Source organism: Gilvirhabdus luticola (assembly GCF_040117515.1).
GTDB classification, from domain to species: Bacteria; Bacteroidota; Bacteroidia; order Flavobacteriales; family Flavobacteriaceae; genus Gilvirhabdus; species Gilvirhabdus luticola.
On sequence record NZ_JBEEEN010000001.1, the window covers coordinates 558,561 to 574,737 of the forward strand.

Consider the following 16,177-nt stretch of genomic DNA (forward strand, 5'->3'; position numbering starts at 1 on the left):
AAGGACGGCAAAGCTAAAAAAAATCTCAAGTAAATACTTGAGATTATAAATAAATTTTAATTGGCTCTGAATGATATAACTATTTTAAACTGGCTTTCATTAGCTCTCTATTCATTCGAGCAATATTATCTAACGAGATACCTTTAGGGCATTCTATCTCACAAGCTCCTGTATTAGTGCAATTACCAAAACCTTCTAAATCCATTTGGGCTACCATGTTCTTTACACGATCGGCTGCTTCAATTTGTCCTTGAGGCAATAACGCATATTGCGAAACTTTAGCTCCAACAAATAACATGGCTGACGAATTTTTACAAGTTGCAACACATGCGCCGCAACCAATACAAGTAGCGGCATCCATAGCGGTGTCAGCTGCATATTTCGAAATTAAAGTGCCATTAGCATCTTGTGTATTCCCAGAGGTATTTACGGATATAAAACCACCTGCTTGTTGTATACGGTCAAACGCACTTCTATCTACAATTAAATCTTTAATTACAGGAAAAGCTTTAGCACGCCATGGCTCTATATAAATCGTATCACCGTCTTTAAAACTACGCATATGTAATTGACAAACCGTAATGCTTCTATCTGGGCCATGAGCTCGTCCGCTTATATACATAGAGCACATCCCACAAATACCTTCACGGCAATCATGATCAAATGCTATAGGTTCTTCATCTTTATCTATCAGGTCTTGATTTAATACATCAAGCATTTCGAGAAAAGACATATCTGGAGAAACATCATCCATTTCATAATCAACCAGTTTTCCTTTATCGCTCGCGTTTTTTTGACGCCATATTTTTAATGTTAATTTCATAACCAATATGTTATTTATAACTTCTTTCTTTTACTTCAATATTTTCATACTCTAATTTTTCCTTGTGTAATAGGGCATCTTTAGGTTCTCCTTTATATTCCCAAGCCGATACAAATTGGTATTCTTTACGTCGCATCGCTTCACCTTCAGGTGTTTGATACTCTTCTCTAAAATGTCCGCCAGCCGACTCTTCTCTATGTAATGCGTCTTTTGCAAATAATTCTCCTAATTCTAAAAAATCTGCAACACGACCGGCTTTAGCAAGCTCTTCATTATATTCATCAGCTTTTCCGGGAATTTTAACATCTTTCCAGAATTCTGCTCTTAATTCAGCAATTTCTGAAATGGCTTCTTTTAAATCTTTTGCATTTCTTCCCATTCCACATTTATTCCACATAATTTTACCTAATTTTTTGTGGAAATGGTCAACAGAATACTTACCCTTATTATTTATTAATTTATCTAAATTTGACTTCACTTCTTTTTCAGCTTCATCAAATTCTTTCGAATCAGTTGGTATGGGCCCAGTACGAATATCATCAGCTAAATAATCTCCAATGGTATAAGGCAATACAAAATAGCCATCAGCTAATCCTTGCATTAGAGCTGAAGCACCAAGTCTATTTGCTCCATGATCGGAAAAATTAGCTTCTCCAATAGCGTATAATCCGGACACCGTTGTCATAAGATTATAATCTACCCAAATACCACCCATGGTATAGTGAACGGCAGGATAAATCATCATAGGTGTTTCATATGGATTCTGATCTACAATTTTTTCGTACATCTGGAATAGGTTACCGTATTTAGCTTTTATTATAGCCTTTCCTAATTTATCAACGAGTGCTTTATCATTTTCATCAAGACCTTTAACATGTGCTTGCTCCTTTCCGTAACGTTCTATGGCCGCTGCAAAATCTAAATAAACAGCTTCTCCTGTTTTATTCACTCCAAAACCTGCATCACAACGTTCTTTAGCAGCTCTTGATGCAACATCTCTCGGCACTAAATTACCAAATGCAGGATAACGACGCTCTAAATAATAATCGCGGTTTTCTTCCGCTATTTCTGTTGGTTTTAATTTACCTTCTCTAATAGCCAAAACATCTTCCATATTCTTTGGCACCCATATTCTACCATCATTTCTTAATGACTCAGACATCAAAGTTAATTTAGACTGATGATCACCAGAAACCGGGATACATGTTGGATGAATTTGCGTAAAACAAGGATTCGCAAAAAAGGCACCTCTTTTGTGTGCTTTCCAGGCAGCTGTTACATTACTACCCATAGCATAGGTTGATAAATAAAAGGCATTTCCATAACCACCACTTGCTAAAACAACCGCATGTGCAGAATGTCTTTCAATCTCACCCGTTACTAAATTACGCGCTATAATACCTCTTGCTTTGCCATCAACAATAACCACATCGAGCATTTCATGACGGTTGTACATTTTAATTTTACCGCGACCTATTTGGCGATTCATCGCAGAATAAGCACCTAATAATAATTGCTGACCGGTTTGTCCTTTAGCATAGAACGTTCTGGATACTAATACACCTCCAAACGAACGGTTATCTAATAATCCACCATAATCGCGCGCAAAAGGCACACCTTGGGCAACACACTGATCGATAATATTTGTTGACACTTCAGCTAAACGGTATACATTAGCTTCGCGAGAGCGATAATCACCGCCTTTTACAGTATCGTAAAACAATCTGTAGGTAGAATCGCCATCACCCTGATAATTCTTTGCGGCATTAATTCCTCCTTGAGCGGCAATAGAATGTGCTCGCCTTGGTGAGTCTTGAAAACAAAATGACTTTACATTATACCCTAACTCCGCTAACGTTGCTGCAGCGGATCCGCCTGCTAAACCTGTTCCCACTATGATAACATCAATAAGACGTTTATTAGCCGGGTTTACAAGATTGATTTTATCCTTATATGTTGTCCATTTATCTTTAATTGGACCCTTTGGTACTTTTGAATCTAAAGCCATAGTTTTATTTAGGATTAATGGATATGATTAAAATGATGGTAAAGCGCAATAACTATAAACCCAAATGGGATTAGTATTGAATAGGCTTTCCCTATATTCTGTAATGTCTTCTTTCTTCCAGCAGTTGAACCTATAGATTGAAAAGCAGAAGTAAATCCGTGTAAGAGGTGCAATGCCAGAAAAACAAATGCCAATACGTATGCACTCACTCTAGCAGGGCTTAAAAACTTTTCCTGCAACTCATGAAAATACCTAAACTCACCATCATGCATTCCAGACATATCTCCAACTATATATTTTGTGTTTATTTCAGGAAACCAGAAATCTATGAAGTGTAAAACAATAAAAGCTAGGATAACTGCTCCAGACCAAATCATATTTCTACTCATCCAAGTTGAGTTTGCGCTACCGGCATTTTTAACATAAGAAATATCTCGTGCTTTTTTATTTTTTATTTCTAATACAAAACCCATTACAAAGTGAAATATGACGCCAAAGATTAAAACTGGCTGTAATGCAAATTGCACTAATGGATTTGTTCCCATAAAATGGGATAATTCATTAAAAAGATTAGCACTGAAAATTGAAGTAATATTAACGGCTAAATGAATGATTAGAAAAAACATTAGAAAAAAAGCCGAAAGTGCCATGGCTATCTTTCTACCAATCGAAGATTTAAAAAATCCGCTCATTTTTGTGAAGTTAGTTTATATAACTACAAAAGTAAGGCGCAATTAAATTATAGCAAAAAGTAAAGAGACTAAAAATTTGAATTTAGAATGATTTTAAGTAAATACCTTTTTAATTACCCACATAGGGAATTAAACCACGTAATCCCATATCTACCAAAGTTTCACCAGCTGAAGACTCAAACTTTCCATCTGCATTAATTTCGATCCATTCAAAGCTATTATTAACTGAAAAATATAAAGTAACAACAACATCTTCGGTTTCATTTCCAGAAATGGTTAGTCCGTTTTCGAACTGTCCTGTAACCACACAAGAACCTTGAGGGATTGGCGAAGTATCAAATAACGGATTTGGAACTGTTACTGCTCCTTCTGGAGCCTGACCTTGAGTAGAAAACCCCAAAGCCTCAAACGCCCAAAAGCCTTGCAATCTATTTCCATTTACATCTATGGTGCTTCCGTTTAAATCAAAAGAAGTTATATACGTGTTATAACCTACAAAACTCCCAATAGTTCCAATAATGTCTGCGCTATTCAATAAAAATTCTATTTCACCTTCCTGATATGCCAAAGAAACTCTTACCCATTCATAGCTTCCTGCTGAAACATCACTCAAAGGCACTGTTATAAAAGTTTCATTATTGCCAGCAAAAATTGCATTTTGAAAATTTATTGCATTATCGCCGCCATCCGTTGTTTCATCTCCTGCAAAAATAATTTCTCCTTCTCCCAACAATGTAAATGCGTTTGGAGCAAATTCAATATAATTTGCACTCATTCTATTTACGCTTGGTGATTGAGCAGCATTACCATCAGGAATTGTTGAAGGTTGTCCAACATTATCTAATCTTTCTTGTGTAGGATCAAACTTGAACTTAATCACCAAGTTTGGAGATTCAGGATTGGCACAACAATCCTCATCATTTGAATTACAAGACAGAACAATTAGTGCTATAAACAGTAACAAATAGGTATTTAGGTTTTTCATAATCTTATATTTGTGTTTAAATAGATTTAGGATTACAACTATAACATTTTTTTTACCAAAATTATTATAGAAATGCCTTATTTTTGATGAAATTTCCTAGATATGAAGTACAACCTTATAGACAGCAACCTTTTTGTTAAAAACAGAAAGAACTTCGCCAAAAACATGAAATCTAACAGTCTGGCTGTTTTTAATTCCAACGATATATATCCAATAAGTGCGGATAGTACCATGCCTTTTGAACAGCATCGCGATATTTTTTATTTAAGTGGTGTTGATCAGGAAGAAAGCATTTTAGTCTTATTTCCAGATTGTCCAAAGGAGAAACATCGTGAAATTTTATTCTTGAAAGAAACCAATGAACATATAGCCATTTGGGAAGGTGAAAAGCTAACCAAGGAAAAAGCCTTTGAGACTTCTGGTGTAAAAACGGTATATTGGTTACAGGATTTTGAAAAAATAATGTTCGAGATCATGACCCAATGTGACACGGTTTATATAAACACTAATGAACATTATCGTGCTTCGGTTGAAACCGAAACTCGCGAAGACCGTTTTACTAAATGGTTAAAAGGTAAATATCCAGCTCATAGTGTTGCAAAAAGCAATCCTATTTTGCAACGTTTACGTTCTGTAAAAGATCAAATTGAATTAGATTTAATACAGCATGCCTGCAATATTACAGAAAAAGGCTTTAGAAGGATATTAGACTTTGTAAAACCCAATATTTGGGAATACGAAATAGAAGCAGAGTTTATGCACGAATTTTTACGAAACCGCTCGAAAGGGTTTGCCTATACACCTATTGTAGCTTCAGGTAACAATGCCAATGTATTGCATTATATAGAAAACAACCAACAATGCAAAGCAGGCGACTTAATACTCTTGGATGTTGGTGCAGAATACGCTAATTACAGTAGTGACATGACACGTACAATTCCTGTTTCAGGACAATTTACAGATAGGCAAAAAGCGGTATATAATGCCGTGTTAAGGGTAAAAAACGAGGCCACCAAAATGTTGGTTCCTGGAACTGATTGGGCAAACTACCATGTTGAAGTTGGTAAATTGATGACTTCGGAATTACTTGACTTAAAGTTACTAGATAAAGCAGATGTGCAAAACGAAAATCCAGACTGGCCAGCCTATAAAAAATACTTCATGCATGGCACAAGCCACCACATGGGGTTAGACACTCATGATTATGGTATTTTAACAGAACCAATGCAAGCTAATATGGTGTTTACCGTAGAGCCTGGCATTTATATTCCTAATGAAGGTTTTGGTATACGTCTTGAAGACGATGTAGTGATTCAAGACAAAGGTGAACCATTAAACCTTATGAAAAATATACCAATTGAAGTTGAAGAGATTGAGGAATTGATGCGCTAGCTATTTCTTTTTTCTTTTGTGAGAAAAATCTCTTTTTTCATACACTATCCATACATTAGCTATGCTTTAGCTATACACTAGGCATACTAGAGACATTGCTAATTTGTTGATGAGCTTTTTTGACATTGTCTATAGTGCAAGGGCAGTATATTATATTATAAAAGGACCATTAGGGTAAATTATTATAATATGACTTATACTTAAAAAGCTAATAGTTTGTATCTTTATTGCTACTTGATTATTAAAAATAATGAGCAATTTACCCATTATCACACTTACAAGAGCAAGACATAGAAATGACAACCAAATCTTTATAGGATTTAAGCATGACTGGTCTCTTTCTTTCTGCTTTTTTTTTGGATGGCTCTCGTTAAATGGTCATTTATCTAAAGTTCTAGAGTTTGCAACTTTTGCATTAGCGTATTTAAGCGTATTGGTCTGGCTAATGATGTATTGGAAAGTGTGGAAATTACAATTGAATAAGTAAGCTATACAAAAACAATTTAATCAACGCAACACAACAACGTGTATAATCTATGCTACTTCTCTACTTCAATTAAAAATTTTAACTTTATCACAACGTCTGATTTGCAACTGAATCTGACTTACGTCTGATTCCGTACAAATCATACACGAACACGATAGCACCAATTAAAAAATACAGAACAATGAAAAAGCAATCTCTACTATTTTTATTTCTATTATTCACAATATGTTCATTTGGTCAATTAAAACAAAGCCAAGCAATAGATAGTCTTTTTTTAGATTGGAACAAACCAGATGTGCCTGGTTGTGCTATAGGAATTATTGAGAATGGGGAACTAATCTACTCAAAAGGATATGGAATTGCTGATTTGGAACACGATGTACAAATTACACCAACATCTGTTTTTTATATTGGTTCTGTTTCTAAACAGTTTGTAACATTTAGTATTTTACTTCTTGAGGAGCAGGGAAAATTGAACCTTGATGATAAAATTCAAAAATATTTACCTGACTTCCCAGATTATGATTCTACCCTAACTATAAGAAATTTTATACACCATACTAGTGGTGTTAGAGACTATTTAACTTTGATGTATCTAAAGGGAAGAAACTATCTCGACAATACTGATGTAGATGAAGTCTACGAACTTATAAAAAACCAGAAAGAGCTGAATTTTAAACCTGGAGAGAAATATTTATATAGCAATTCTTGTTATTTCATGCTTGCAATGATAGTTGAAAAAGCCGCAGGTCAATCCTTAAAAGTTTTTGCTCATGAGAATATTTTTAAACCTTTAGGAATGAAAAATTCACTTTTTTATGATGATAACACAGATTTGATTAAAAATCGTGTTTTTAGTTATGAAAAGAAAAGTAATGAAGAAGGGTTTAATAATTTGATTAGCAGATTTGATCTAGTTGGTTCAGGTGGAGTATACTCTAGTATAGAAGATTTATATCTATGGGATCAGAATTTCTACAACAATAAACTTGGAAAAGGAGGACAAAGTATTATTGATAAAATGCACGAGGAAGGCCTTTTAAATAATGGTGAAAGTAGTGGTTATGCTTTTGCCTTAAATAACGGTGCTTACAAAGGATTAAAAACGGTAAGTCATGGAGGTTCACTTGCTGGTTATCGTTCACAATTAATGCGATTTCCAGATGAGAACTTTTCGGTGATTGTATTAGCTAACAGAGGAGATGCAAATCCAACACGTAAGTCTTTTCAAATAGCAGATATTGTTCTCAAAAATAAATTTATTGAAAAACCTAAAGAGAAAAAAACAGAAAAAGAAAAGACTACAAACCCTGAACAAAAGTTTACATTAAATCAATTGGAAGGGAACTATGAAATACAAGCTGGAGTCGTTTTAGAAATAACTTCAAAAAATGATTCTCTTCATGTTTTACAAACTTGGAATAAATCCTCATACAGCATTTTAAACACAACTGGAAATACATATGAAATTCCAAACAATTCTTCTATTCAGTTCGAATTTTCAGGATTAAAAAATGATTTAGCCCAAACACTTAAAGTTTTTCAAAATGGAAATAAAACCATTTGTAAAAGAAAAGAAAAATTAGACTTGTCTACCCTAAACATTGAAGACTATAATGGTAAATATTACAGCGAAGAGTTAGATGCAACATACTTACTCTTTTTAGAAGATGACAAATTGAAAATACAAATTGCTAATTATGACTCACAAGAATTGACCTATTATGATGTTGATTCTTTTACCACAGATGGAGGTTTAGTTCGATTTAAAAGATCAAACGGAGTAATAACTGGTTTTGAACTTGATGCAGGAAGAGTTACTAATTTAAAATTCGAAAAGGAATAAAAAAAACAGGTGCTAACAATGTATATAGCGCTTTAAACGCGCCATATACAAACCGTTGGCAAACATTCCCTGAGTTTGTGAGAATTCAATAATCTAGTGCAATAAATATTATTTTGTAATTTGTTGTATTGAGACAAAATCCATTATTATGATTAAAATGGCTTCGAAAATGAAATAGTATATTTATAGTATTAATAAATATTTAAAAATTGATAATTAGTGAGTATTTTTAACTTTTGTCGGAATAAAAATGATATAAGATGAACAATAATGGATATTTATTTCTTAAGAAATGGAAAAATATTTTAGCACTAACAATAATAGTATCATTATCTTTTTTAGATAAGATTATTCCTCCAGCAGGTATTCCTATTGCTGTAATTTGTATTTTTATTCTATTTCGATGGAAGAAAATATCTATTAAGTACCTTGGCATATTCAAACCCAAAAGCTGGTTAATAACAATTCTTATTGGTATTATAATGGGTTTTTTTATTCAAGCCTTTGGAATTTATGTAATATCACCAATTAGAGATTTGTTAGGTATTGTGCAGGAAATACCCTCTTCCTATGCAGATATTGAGGGGAACAATTCACAGCTTATCATATACTTGCTTGTATCTTGGACTACAGCAGGTTTTGGAGAAGAACTTATATATAGATCGTTCTTTTTAGGACAATTCGTATCGGTCTTTGAAAGGATAAAATACAAATGGACATTAACGCTAATTATTTCAAGTATTATTTTTGGTCTTTTGCATTTCAATAATGGTTTTGATGCAGTAATAGGAACAACTATTACCGGGTTTATTATAGGCTTAGTTTATTTAAAAACAAATCGAAATATTTGGGCTGCTTATGTTACTCATGCTGTAGCAGATACAGTTGGATTTTTAATTATTTATTCAGGCCTTTATAAAGATCTATTATAAAAAAGAATAATAACGTTTGCCAACAAAAAACATAGGTCATTGGGCGATGTTACTAAATTTGAAAGGTAAAAACAATTAATAAAGCATATAGTGGTTGAATAGGTTGGGTGCTTTAAAATGCCCAACGCCCCATATTCAAACCGTTAACCTTCATTGAATAAAATAAATTATTTAGAAAAAATACTAGAGTAGTATGAAAAAAACCACCGCCATTCTTTCTCTTTTCTTAACATTATTTATGAGTTGTCAAACAGGCAAGAAAGAAAAAGACACAGAAAACAAAACTATAACAGAAAATTTTATAACTAATGAATATTCAGATTTAGTTACTTTATTTAAAGAATGGAGAATATTTGAAAAACCACCGCTACTAGATGGAGCTCCCGACTATACTAAGGAAACCTTTGAAATGCGTTGGTCAAGATTTAAAGAATTACAATCAGAATTAAAGTCTATTGACACCACTAATTGGGCCTTAGAAAATAAAGTGGATTGGATGATTGTTTGGGCTGAAATGAATGGCTATGATTTTAACCATCGAATTTTAAAACCTTGGGCTCGCGATCCTGCTTTTTATAAATCTGTTTGGTCCAATAGAAGCGATGTACCAGCTCATGAGGGCCCAACTCATCATGGTATCACAGAGCTATGGACCTATACTTTTCCTCTATCAGATGAAGAAAGACCAAAATTCTTAAATGATCTAAAAAAAATTGTACCAATAAATGCCCAAGCAAAGAAAAATTTAATAGGAAATGCTAAGGACTTATGGGTCACAGGTATAAGAGACATTCAACATCAGAGTGTTGTGCTTAACAATCTAAAAAAGCAAGCTCATATTAAAGAAGATTTGGAATTAGTTACAGTTATTGATAAAGCAATTGCTTCAACTAATGAGCTTGTTTCTTGGCTTCAAGCTAAATCCAGTTCGAAAACAGGTCCATCAGGAATTGGAAAAGACAATTACACTTGGTACTTACAAAATGTGCACCTGGTGCCATTAACATGGGATAATGAAGTTATGATTTTAAAACGTGAACTCTCTCGTGCTTGGTCTTCGTTAAAATTAGAAGAGCACAGAAATAGAAATTTGCCAAAGCTTATGGATGTAAACTCTCCTGAAGCCTATGCTAAAATGGCCGATGAGGCTGCCGAAAGCTTGATTAATTTTTTAGACCAGCAAGACATCGTTACTGTAAAACCGTATTTCGATCCTGCTTTACGAAAGCATTTAGGTGATTATATACCTAAAGAAAAACGAAACTTCTTCGCGATTGGCCAGCATTATGATCCTAGACCTTTGTACTCACATTTTTATCATTGGTTTGAATTAGCACGTATGGATAATGAACCACACAAAAGTGAAATAAGAAAAGAACCATTATTGTATAACATTTTTGATTCAAGAAATGAAGGAACAGCTACTGCTGTCGAAGAAATGTTTATGCAAGCTGGTTTGTATGATGATAGTCCAAGAACCAAAGAGATTGTATATATAATGATTGCCCAGCGCGCTGCAAGAGGTTTAGGGTCGTTATATGCTCATGCTAATGAGATGACTATGGAGGAAGCAGGAGGAATTCATAGCGAATACACACCTCGGGGTTGGATGAAAACTGAAAAAGAGTTGCTGATTTTTGAACAACATTTATATTTACGACAACCAGGATATGGAACAAGTTATATCACTGGTAAATACTTACTAGAAAACACAATGGCAGATTATGCAAGAATACAAGAATTACAAAACAAGCCATTTGTTTTGAAAGATTTTTTTGATACCCTAAATAGTATTGGAAACATTCCTATCTCATTAGCTAATTGGCAAATAACAGGCTCAAATGATCATTTAAAAATCATTAACAATTAAAAAATAAAAACCATAATCAACGAAAGATTAACTGCCTGTATAATTCATTGGTAGTGCAAGCTTACTTACAAAAATCCTCGCGGATTTTCTGTTCGGTTTGTATTTGCTAATTTAGTTGCTGAAACACACATCGAAATCATGCGCAAGACCGTTGTTAGTAATTTAAAAAATGACAAATAAAGAGCATAAAATAGATATTGAATTTTTAGATCACGTAGCAATTCGAGTTGCTGATATGGAAGCTTCTGCAAAATGGTATGAAAAAGTATTGGGACTAAAACGATATCAATTACCTGAATGGGGAGACTTTCCAATCTTTTTACTTTCTGGAAAGTCAGGAATTGCATTGTTTCCTGCAAATACAACCGATATTAAACTTGAGCCAACTTCAAAAAATGTAAAAATTGATCATTTCGCATTTAATGTGACAAATGATAATTTTGAAAAAGCTAAAAAAAGATATACCGAATTGAATTTGGAATTTAATATCCAAGATCATCATTACTTTGATTCAATATACATAAAAGACCTCGATGGACATACAGTTGAATTAACCACAATTAAAGTTAATGAACGAGAATTTTATAAATAAAAAAAACTACACATATCACCGTATATAATAAATTGCTAGTTTTAGCTTAACCAATGATAACACTATTTTTTCAGGCAGCCTTAATCATTTTAACTCTTGTAACTCTACTATGGATATGGAGTATTTTTATAAAGAATGTAAGTATTGTAGACATTTTTTGGGGTGTTGGTTTTGTCCTTGTTAATGCGTATTACGTATTTATGTCTGGAGAACTAAATACTAGAAAAATATTGATTTTAACTTTAGTAAGTATTTGGGGACTTAGGCTTGCTATTTATCTTGCATATAGAAATATTGGCAAAGGAGAGGATTTCAGATATCAGGAATTTAGAAGAAATTATGGCGTCAAACGTTATTGGTGGTTTAGTTTTTTTCAAACTTTTTTATTACAGGGAGCCTTGATTATGATTATTTCTTTACCTCTTTTGGGTGTTAATTTAAGTGCCAGTACTGGAAAGCTTAATGTACTAGATTATATAGGAATTTTAGTGTGGCTTATTGGATTTACTTTTGAAGCTGGTGGCGATTGGCAATTGGCTCGTTTTAAAAGTGATTATAAAAATAAAGGAAAGGTCTTAAATACTGGCTTTTGGAAATACACTAGGCATCCAAATTATTTTGGCGATTCCGCAGTTTGGTGGGCATATGCCATTTTTAGCATAGCAGCCGGCAGTTACTGGCAAATAATAGGTTCTTTTGTAATGACTTTATTGATTATTAAAATATCTGGAGTGAGCTTGCTTGAAAAAACTTTAAAAGAGACAAAACCTCAATACAGAGATTACATTCAAAAAACAAATTCCTTTTTTCCGTGGTTTCCCAAAAAATAAATGATAATGGATTTTATCACTAAAAATATTTGGTTTATACTTTTTGTGGCTTGGGGTTTGCCATTAAGTTATTATAGAAGTAAATTTCGCAAAATAGTCTATCAAACTGATAGTTGGTTAATAAATATTAAACCTTTGTTTTTGAAAGAAATTAAAGGTCTTTTTGGAAATATCTATCCTGAAAATCTCCAATATAAAAAGTTTAGAAACTTTTACCTGTTCTATCTAACTATTTATTTCTTGTTATTTATTGCTTATCTGATTTTTGACACAAACTTCTAAAAAACAGTAAAAAAGCCTCGATAATTCGAAGCTTTCTTTTCATACAATTTAATTGTCAATTATTTAGGCATAACAACTGTATCTATTACATGTATCACACCATTGCTTCCATTTACATCTGTAGCAATGATTTCACTATAATTACCACTTGTATCTTTCAACCAAATTTTTCCATCTTTTTTCATTACAGTTAAGACTTGACCATTTAAGGCTTTTAATTCTACTGTACCATTTCCTTTCTTTAAAGCTGCTACAACGTCTGTTGCAGTTAACTTTCCAGATACTACATGATATGTTAAAATATTAGCTAATGCTTTTTGATTTTTAACTTCCAACAAGGAGTTTAATGTATTAGAATCAATTTTTGCGAAAGCATCATTTGTTGGAGCAAAAACGGTGAATGGTCCATCTCCTTGTAAAGCACCAACTAAATCAGCAGCTTTTAAAGCTGTAACTAAAGTTGAAAAATCGTCGTTTCCAACAGCGACATCTACTATTGTTTCTTGTGCAGTAGCAGTATTAGATAAGGCTAAAGTCATTGTAATCGTTAAAATAAAGGCTAACTTTTTCATAATTTACTATTTTATAGGTTTATATTTTTTTCAAATATACAATAAATATATTATTTTGTCTAACTTATTGTATTTTTTATTAGACAAATGTATAATCAACCACATAAAGCCCAATTACTACATAATATTTGAGATACAGGAACTCTTAAAAAGTAAAATGTTAAGTCAAATGGATAATAAATAACCAAAACATAACAACGTGTATAGCTCATACTAACATATAACCTTCAAATAAAATTGATATCTTTAAACTTGCGATTCGCAACGACTGAAAATCATGGGAATTATAAGCCACATAAACCATACACAAAAACGTTCCAAGCAATTTGAGAAAAACACTTTACATTTTAACTATCTTCCTGCTGACAATAAATGTTCAAGCTCAAAATGAAAAATCCGAATTTATTGGAACATATGGAGATATGATTCTAGCTAATGGAGAACTTGGAGGAACAGAATTGGAATTAAAAGCGGATTGGGACAATAACAAATTATTGTTTTCTTCCAAACTTGTATTTGACTGAGATGCGCCAAAACCTAATTTAATACTAATTAGGTCTGATGGAGACACGATTAAGATTTGGTAATTATATAAAATGACGTCAGCAAACAAAAATAAGAAATCAGTAGAATCGTTATGGAATGATTTCTTAAAGGATAATCCGAACAACTCCATCAAAAAACAACCTATTACTTATCATTTCTGTGATAATGAACATGATGCTAATGAATGTGTTGAACTGGTAGTTCAAGGCATTAAACAAGCCTCTGCAACTTCACTTTGGTGGTATCAAAAACACCAGGAGCCCTTGCCTAAAATTGGCGATCAGCATATTATAACCGATTGGAATGGACATGCGAGAGCAATTATTGAAATCACAAAAGTAACACCAAAACCGTATCAGGAAATAACCCATGAGTTTGCAGAAATAGAAGGAGAAGGCGATAAATCTTTAGAATACTGGAGACGAGTTCATGAAGCCTATTACACAAGAGAGATGCAGCCTTATGGGAAAAAATTCAACGAGGACATGATTATTGTTTGTGAATACTTTAAAACCATTTATAAACAGTAAAGAGATCAACTTTCTGTTCTTTTACTCAATAAATTGACAATTAAAAATGTTACTAAAGATGGTAAAACCCAACCCAAATTATGCTGTGCCAAAGGAATAATGTTTACAAAACTTTCTAATTGTTTCTGCGGAATTAAAAAGCTCAAAAAGTCTGGGATGCTAAACGCAAATGCTACCAAAACAACAGCTCTAAACACCCATTTACTAGCCAATCTTGCTGGAAGGATATTCAACAAGATTAATACGATCGTTAAAGGATAAATAAACATAAGCGCAGGAAGTGCGATGTCTATAATATATTTTACATTCATTTGTCCCACTACAATTCCAATTATAGAACAGATAATGGCAGTTGTTAAATAAGCATGTTTAGATTTTTTAAAAAGACCTTGAAAAAAGTCGGCAGTTCCAACTATAATACCAACAGCTGTTGTAAAACAAGCCAAAGCAACCAAAACACTCAAAAATGTACTACCAATATTTCCTAAAGTTTTTAATGACAATCCTGTTAATAATTCTGTCCTTGAAATATCTTCAGGGAACTGACTGTTATATTTACTACCAACAGCGATAAGACCAGCATAAATAATAAAAAGACCAGACATGGCTATGAGACCAGATTTGGCAATCATTCCTTTCTTCTCTTTAAAAGACATGTCTTTATTAAAGTTTTGCACCGAAATGACTAATATACCTCCTGTTAGGAGACCAGCAATAGCATCATAAGTTTGGTAACCTTCCAGCAATCCACTAATTAATGGAGCGTCAAAGATTGAAGGATTCATAACTGCTAATGGTGAGAAAATACCAATAAGAATAATAACAAGCAATATGACAACAATAATTGGTGTAAGGTATTTTCCTAAAATATCTAAAACATTATTCCTGTTCATTACAAATACAAACGCTAAAGCAAAATAAATGGAACTCGTTAGCAAAGAACTTGTTCCAAAAAAAGGTAAAATGGCCATTTCGTGTGTTACTGCAGCAGTACGTGGGCAAGGCAAGGCAACAGCAATGGTATAAACGCAAAGACTAAATATGAGACTAAATATTGGAGATACTTTATTGCCAAAATCTAACATTGTCCCTTGCAGTTTTGCATGCCCTAATAATGCCAATAACGGAATAATGGTCGCAGATGTGAGAAAGCCAATCATTACTAACCACCAATCTGGTCCTGAATTAAAACCCAAAAGTGGTGGTAAAATTAAGTTTCCTGCTCCAAAAAAAGCGGCAAAAATGGCAAAACCAAAAACAAAGGTTTCTTTGGTGTTTTTCATTGATTGGTTAATAGACTTCGAAAGATAGACAAAAAAAAATTGTGAACAATTAGATACAAATACTAGCTAATCAGATATAATATCTTGTATTTTTAAGAGTATTTTCCTACAAAAAAATGCATTTCATCGAATTTTTAATACATTTTATCTAATATTTTATTTTATTTTTATACTTTTATTAAGTCTCAAAAACAATTAACCATGAAAAAAAATACTTCTAAACCTGCATTACTACCTTCTTTGTACTGCAACGTGTTTGGTCACAGCTATGAAGTGACTAAAAAAGTAACCTATCATGTCAAGGAATATACTTGCAAACATTGTAAGAAAGAATTGACCACAAATGGTAACGGTCGACTTACTGAATTAACCCCAAAATTTAGAGAGATCAATTCAATTTTAGAGTACATTCACAACCGAAGAATGTTAAGATTAAGTCGTCAAAGAAGTTTTAATAACCAAACGGCTTTTTCAAAAGCAGATTTACAGATTTCTGCCTAAAGAAAT

At 32.9% G+C, this 16,177-nt stretch carries 16 protein-coding genes; 10 read left to right on the plus strand and 6 right to left on the minus strand.

Translation table 11 applies throughout. From position 1 onward, the window contains the following. Positions 1-79 precede the first annotated feature (79 nt). The 4 genes from AAFP94_RS02575 to AAFP94_RS02590 form a co-directional block, all read right to left on the minus strand. Positions 80-823, minus strand: coding sequence for a succinate dehydrogenase/fumarate reductase iron-sulfur subunit (locus tag AAFP94_RS02575; protein WP_316660682.1), 744 nt, complete (start codon positions 821-823; stop codon positions 80-82). Positions 824-833: 10 nt separating this feature from the next. Continuing rightward, complete coding sequence (locus AAFP94_RS02580) at positions 834-2,831, minus strand: fumarate reductase/succinate dehydrogenase flavoprotein subunit (protein ID WP_316660681.1); 1,998 nt, start codon at positions 2,829-2,831, stop codon at positions 834-836. Between the two features lie 14 nt (positions 2,832-2,845). Further along, a complete protein-coding gene (locus tag AAFP94_RS02585) occupies positions 2,846-3,523 on the minus strand; it encodes a succinate dehydrogenase cytochrome b subunit (RefSeq protein ID WP_316660679.1) in 678 nt (225 codons plus the stop codon). A 109-nt stretch (positions 3,524-3,632) separates the two neighbouring features. Then, complete coding sequence (locus tag AAFP94_RS02590; protein WP_316660678.1) at positions 3,633-4,508, minus strand: hypothetical protein; 876 nt, start codon at positions 4,506-4,508, stop codon at positions 3,633-3,635. A 102-nt stretch (positions 4,509-4,610) separates the two neighbouring features. Between AAFP94_RS02590 and AAFP94_RS02595 the strand changes: the two genes are divergently transcribed. The 7 genes from AAFP94_RS02595 (at position 4,611) to AAFP94_RS02625 (ending at position 12,457) form a co-directional block, all read left to right on the plus strand. Beyond that, entirely contained in the window at positions 4,611-5,900 is a 1,290-nt protein-coding gene (locus AAFP94_RS02595) for a Xaa-Pro aminopeptidase (RefSeq protein ID WP_316660677.1), read from the plus strand. Between the two features lie 250 nt (positions 5,901-6,150). Then, positions 6,151-6,387 carry a hypothetical protein gene (locus tag AAFP94_RS02600; protein WP_316660676.1) on the plus strand — a complete coding sequence of 79 codons (237 nt, stop codon included), beginning with the start codon at positions 6,151-6,153 and terminating at the stop codon, positions 6,385-6,387. A 181-nt stretch (positions 6,388-6,568) separates the two neighbouring features. Next, on the plus strand, positions 6,569-8,233 hold the full coding sequence (locus tag AAFP94_RS02605) for a serine hydrolase domain-containing protein (protein ID WP_316660674.1): 1,665 nt from the start codon (positions 6,569-6,571) through the stop codon (positions 8,231-8,233). Between the two features lie 260 nt (positions 8,234-8,493). Further along, positions 8,494-9,165, plus strand: a complete 672-nt coding sequence (locus tag AAFP94_RS02610) for a CPBP family intramembrane glutamic endopeptidase (protein WP_316660672.1) — start codon at positions 8,494-8,496, stop codon at positions 9,163-9,165. Between the two features lie 193 nt (positions 9,166-9,358). After that, positions 9,359-11,035: a hypothetical protein gene (locus AAFP94_RS02615; protein WP_316660671.1), complete on the plus strand. Its 1,677-nt coding sequence runs from the start codon at positions 9,359-9,361 to the stop codon at positions 11,033-11,035. 169 nt (positions 11,036-11,204) lie between these two features. Next, positions 11,205-11,627, plus strand: a complete 423-nt coding sequence (locus tag AAFP94_RS02620; RefSeq protein WP_316660669.1) for a VOC family protein — start codon at positions 11,205-11,207, stop codon at positions 11,625-11,627. 53 nt (positions 11,628-11,680) lie between these two features. Continuing rightward, on the plus strand, positions 11,681-12,457 hold the full coding sequence (locus AAFP94_RS02625) for a DUF1295 domain-containing protein (protein WP_316660668.1): 777 nt from the start codon (positions 11,681-11,683) through the stop codon (positions 12,455-12,457). A 341-nt stretch (positions 12,458-12,798) separates the two neighbouring features. Here the strand turns inward: AAFP94_RS02625 and AAFP94_RS02630 are convergent, their stop codons facing one another. After that, positions 12,799-13,311, minus strand: a complete 513-nt coding sequence (locus tag AAFP94_RS02630) for a fasciclin domain-containing protein (protein WP_316660667.1) — start codon at positions 13,309-13,311, stop codon at positions 12,799-12,801. A gap of 326 nt (positions 13,312-13,637) precedes the next feature. On the opposite strand from AAFP94_RS02630, the gene AAFP94_RS02635 reads away from it, so the two are divergent. Both AAFP94_RS02635 and AAFP94_RS02640 read left to right on the plus strand, forming a co-directional pair. Continuing rightward, the gene (locus AAFP94_RS02635) at positions 13,638-13,835 is read left to right on the plus strand and encodes a hypothetical protein (protein ID WP_316660666.1); all 198 of its coding nucleotides are present in this window, start codon (positions 13,638-13,640) and stop codon (positions 13,833-13,835) included. A gap of 72 nt (positions 13,836-13,907) precedes the next feature. Beyond that, positions 13,908-14,387 (plus strand): ASCH domain-containing protein, encoded by a 480-nt coding sequence (locus tag AAFP94_RS02640; RefSeq protein ID WP_316660665.1) that lies wholly within the window; start codon positions 13,908-13,910, stop codon positions 14,385-14,387. A gap of 5 nt (positions 14,388-14,392) precedes the next feature. Here the strand turns inward: AAFP94_RS02640 and brnQ are convergent, their stop codons facing one another. After that, positions 14,393-15,670 (minus strand): branched-chain amino acid transport system II carrier protein, encoded by a 1,278-nt coding sequence (gene brnQ, locus AAFP94_RS02645; protein WP_316660664.1) that lies wholly within the window; start codon positions 15,668-15,670, stop codon positions 14,393-14,395. A 201-nt stretch (positions 15,671-15,871) separates the two neighbouring features. On the opposite strand from brnQ, the gene AAFP94_RS02650 reads away from it, so the two are divergent. After that, complete coding sequence (locus AAFP94_RS02650) at positions 15,872-16,171, plus strand: hypothetical protein (protein ID WP_316660662.1); 300 nt, start codon at positions 15,872-15,874, stop codon at positions 16,169-16,171. Positions 16,172-16,177: the final 6 nt, after the last annotated feature.

What these genes read in the sequence shown, in the direction of transcription:
- AAFP94_RS02575 (WP_316660682.1), bottom strand. Translation starts at nt 823, where the DNA reads ATGAAATTAACATTAAAAATATGGCGTCAAAAAAACGCGAGCGATAAA.
- AAFP94_RS02580 (WP_316660681.1), bottom strand. Translation starts at nt 2,831, where the DNA reads ATGGCTTTAGATTCAAAAGTACCAAAGGGTCCAATTAAAGATAAATGG.
- AAFP94_RS02585 (WP_316660679.1), bottom strand. Translation starts at nt 3,523, where the DNA reads ATGAGCGGATTTTTTAAATCTTCGATTGGTAGAAAGATAGCCATGGCA.
- AAFP94_RS02590 (WP_316660678.1), bottom strand. Translation starts at nt 4,508, where the DNA reads ATGAAAAACCTAAATACCTATTTGTTACTGTTTATAGCACTAATTGTT.
- AAFP94_RS02595 (WP_316660677.1), top strand. Translation starts at nt 4,611, where the DNA reads ATGAAGTACAACCTTATAGACAGCAACCTTTTTGTTAAAAACAGAAAG.
- AAFP94_RS02600 (WP_316660676.1), top strand. Translation starts at nt 6,151, where the DNA reads ATGAGCAATTTACCCATTATCACACTTACAAGAGCAAGACATAGAAAT.
- AAFP94_RS02605 (WP_316660674.1), top strand. Translation starts at nt 6,569, where the DNA reads ATGAAAAAGCAATCTCTACTATTTTTATTTCTATTATTCACAATATGT.
- AAFP94_RS02610 (WP_316660672.1), top strand. Translation starts at nt 8,494, where the DNA reads ATGAACAATAATGGATATTTATTTCTTAAGAAATGGAAAAATATTTTA.
- AAFP94_RS02615 (WP_316660671.1), top strand. Translation starts at nt 9,359, where the DNA reads ATGAAAAAAACCACCGCCATTCTTTCTCTTTTCTTAACATTATTTATG.
- AAFP94_RS02620 (WP_316660669.1), top strand. Translation starts at nt 11,205, where the DNA reads ATGACAAATAAAGAGCATAAAATAGATATTGAATTTTTAGATCACGTA.
- AAFP94_RS02625 (WP_316660668.1), top strand. Translation starts at nt 11,681, where the DNA reads ATGATAACACTATTTTTTCAGGCAGCCTTAATCATTTTAACTCTTGTA.
- AAFP94_RS02630 (WP_316660667.1), bottom strand. Translation starts at nt 13,311, where the DNA reads ATGAAAAAGTTAGCCTTTATTTTAACGATTACAATGACTTTAGCCTTA.
- AAFP94_RS02640 (WP_316660665.1), top strand. Translation starts at nt 13,908, where the DNA reads ATGACGTCAGCAAACAAAAATAAGAAATCAGTAGAATCGTTATGGAAT.
- brnQ (WP_316660664.1), bottom strand. Translation starts at nt 15,670, where the DNA reads ATGAAAAACACCAAAGAAACCTTTGTTTTTGGTTTTGCCATTTTTGCC.
- AAFP94_RS02650 (WP_316660662.1), top strand. Translation starts at nt 15,872, where the DNA reads ATGAAAAAAAATACTTCTAAACCTGCATTACTACCTTCTTTGTACTGC.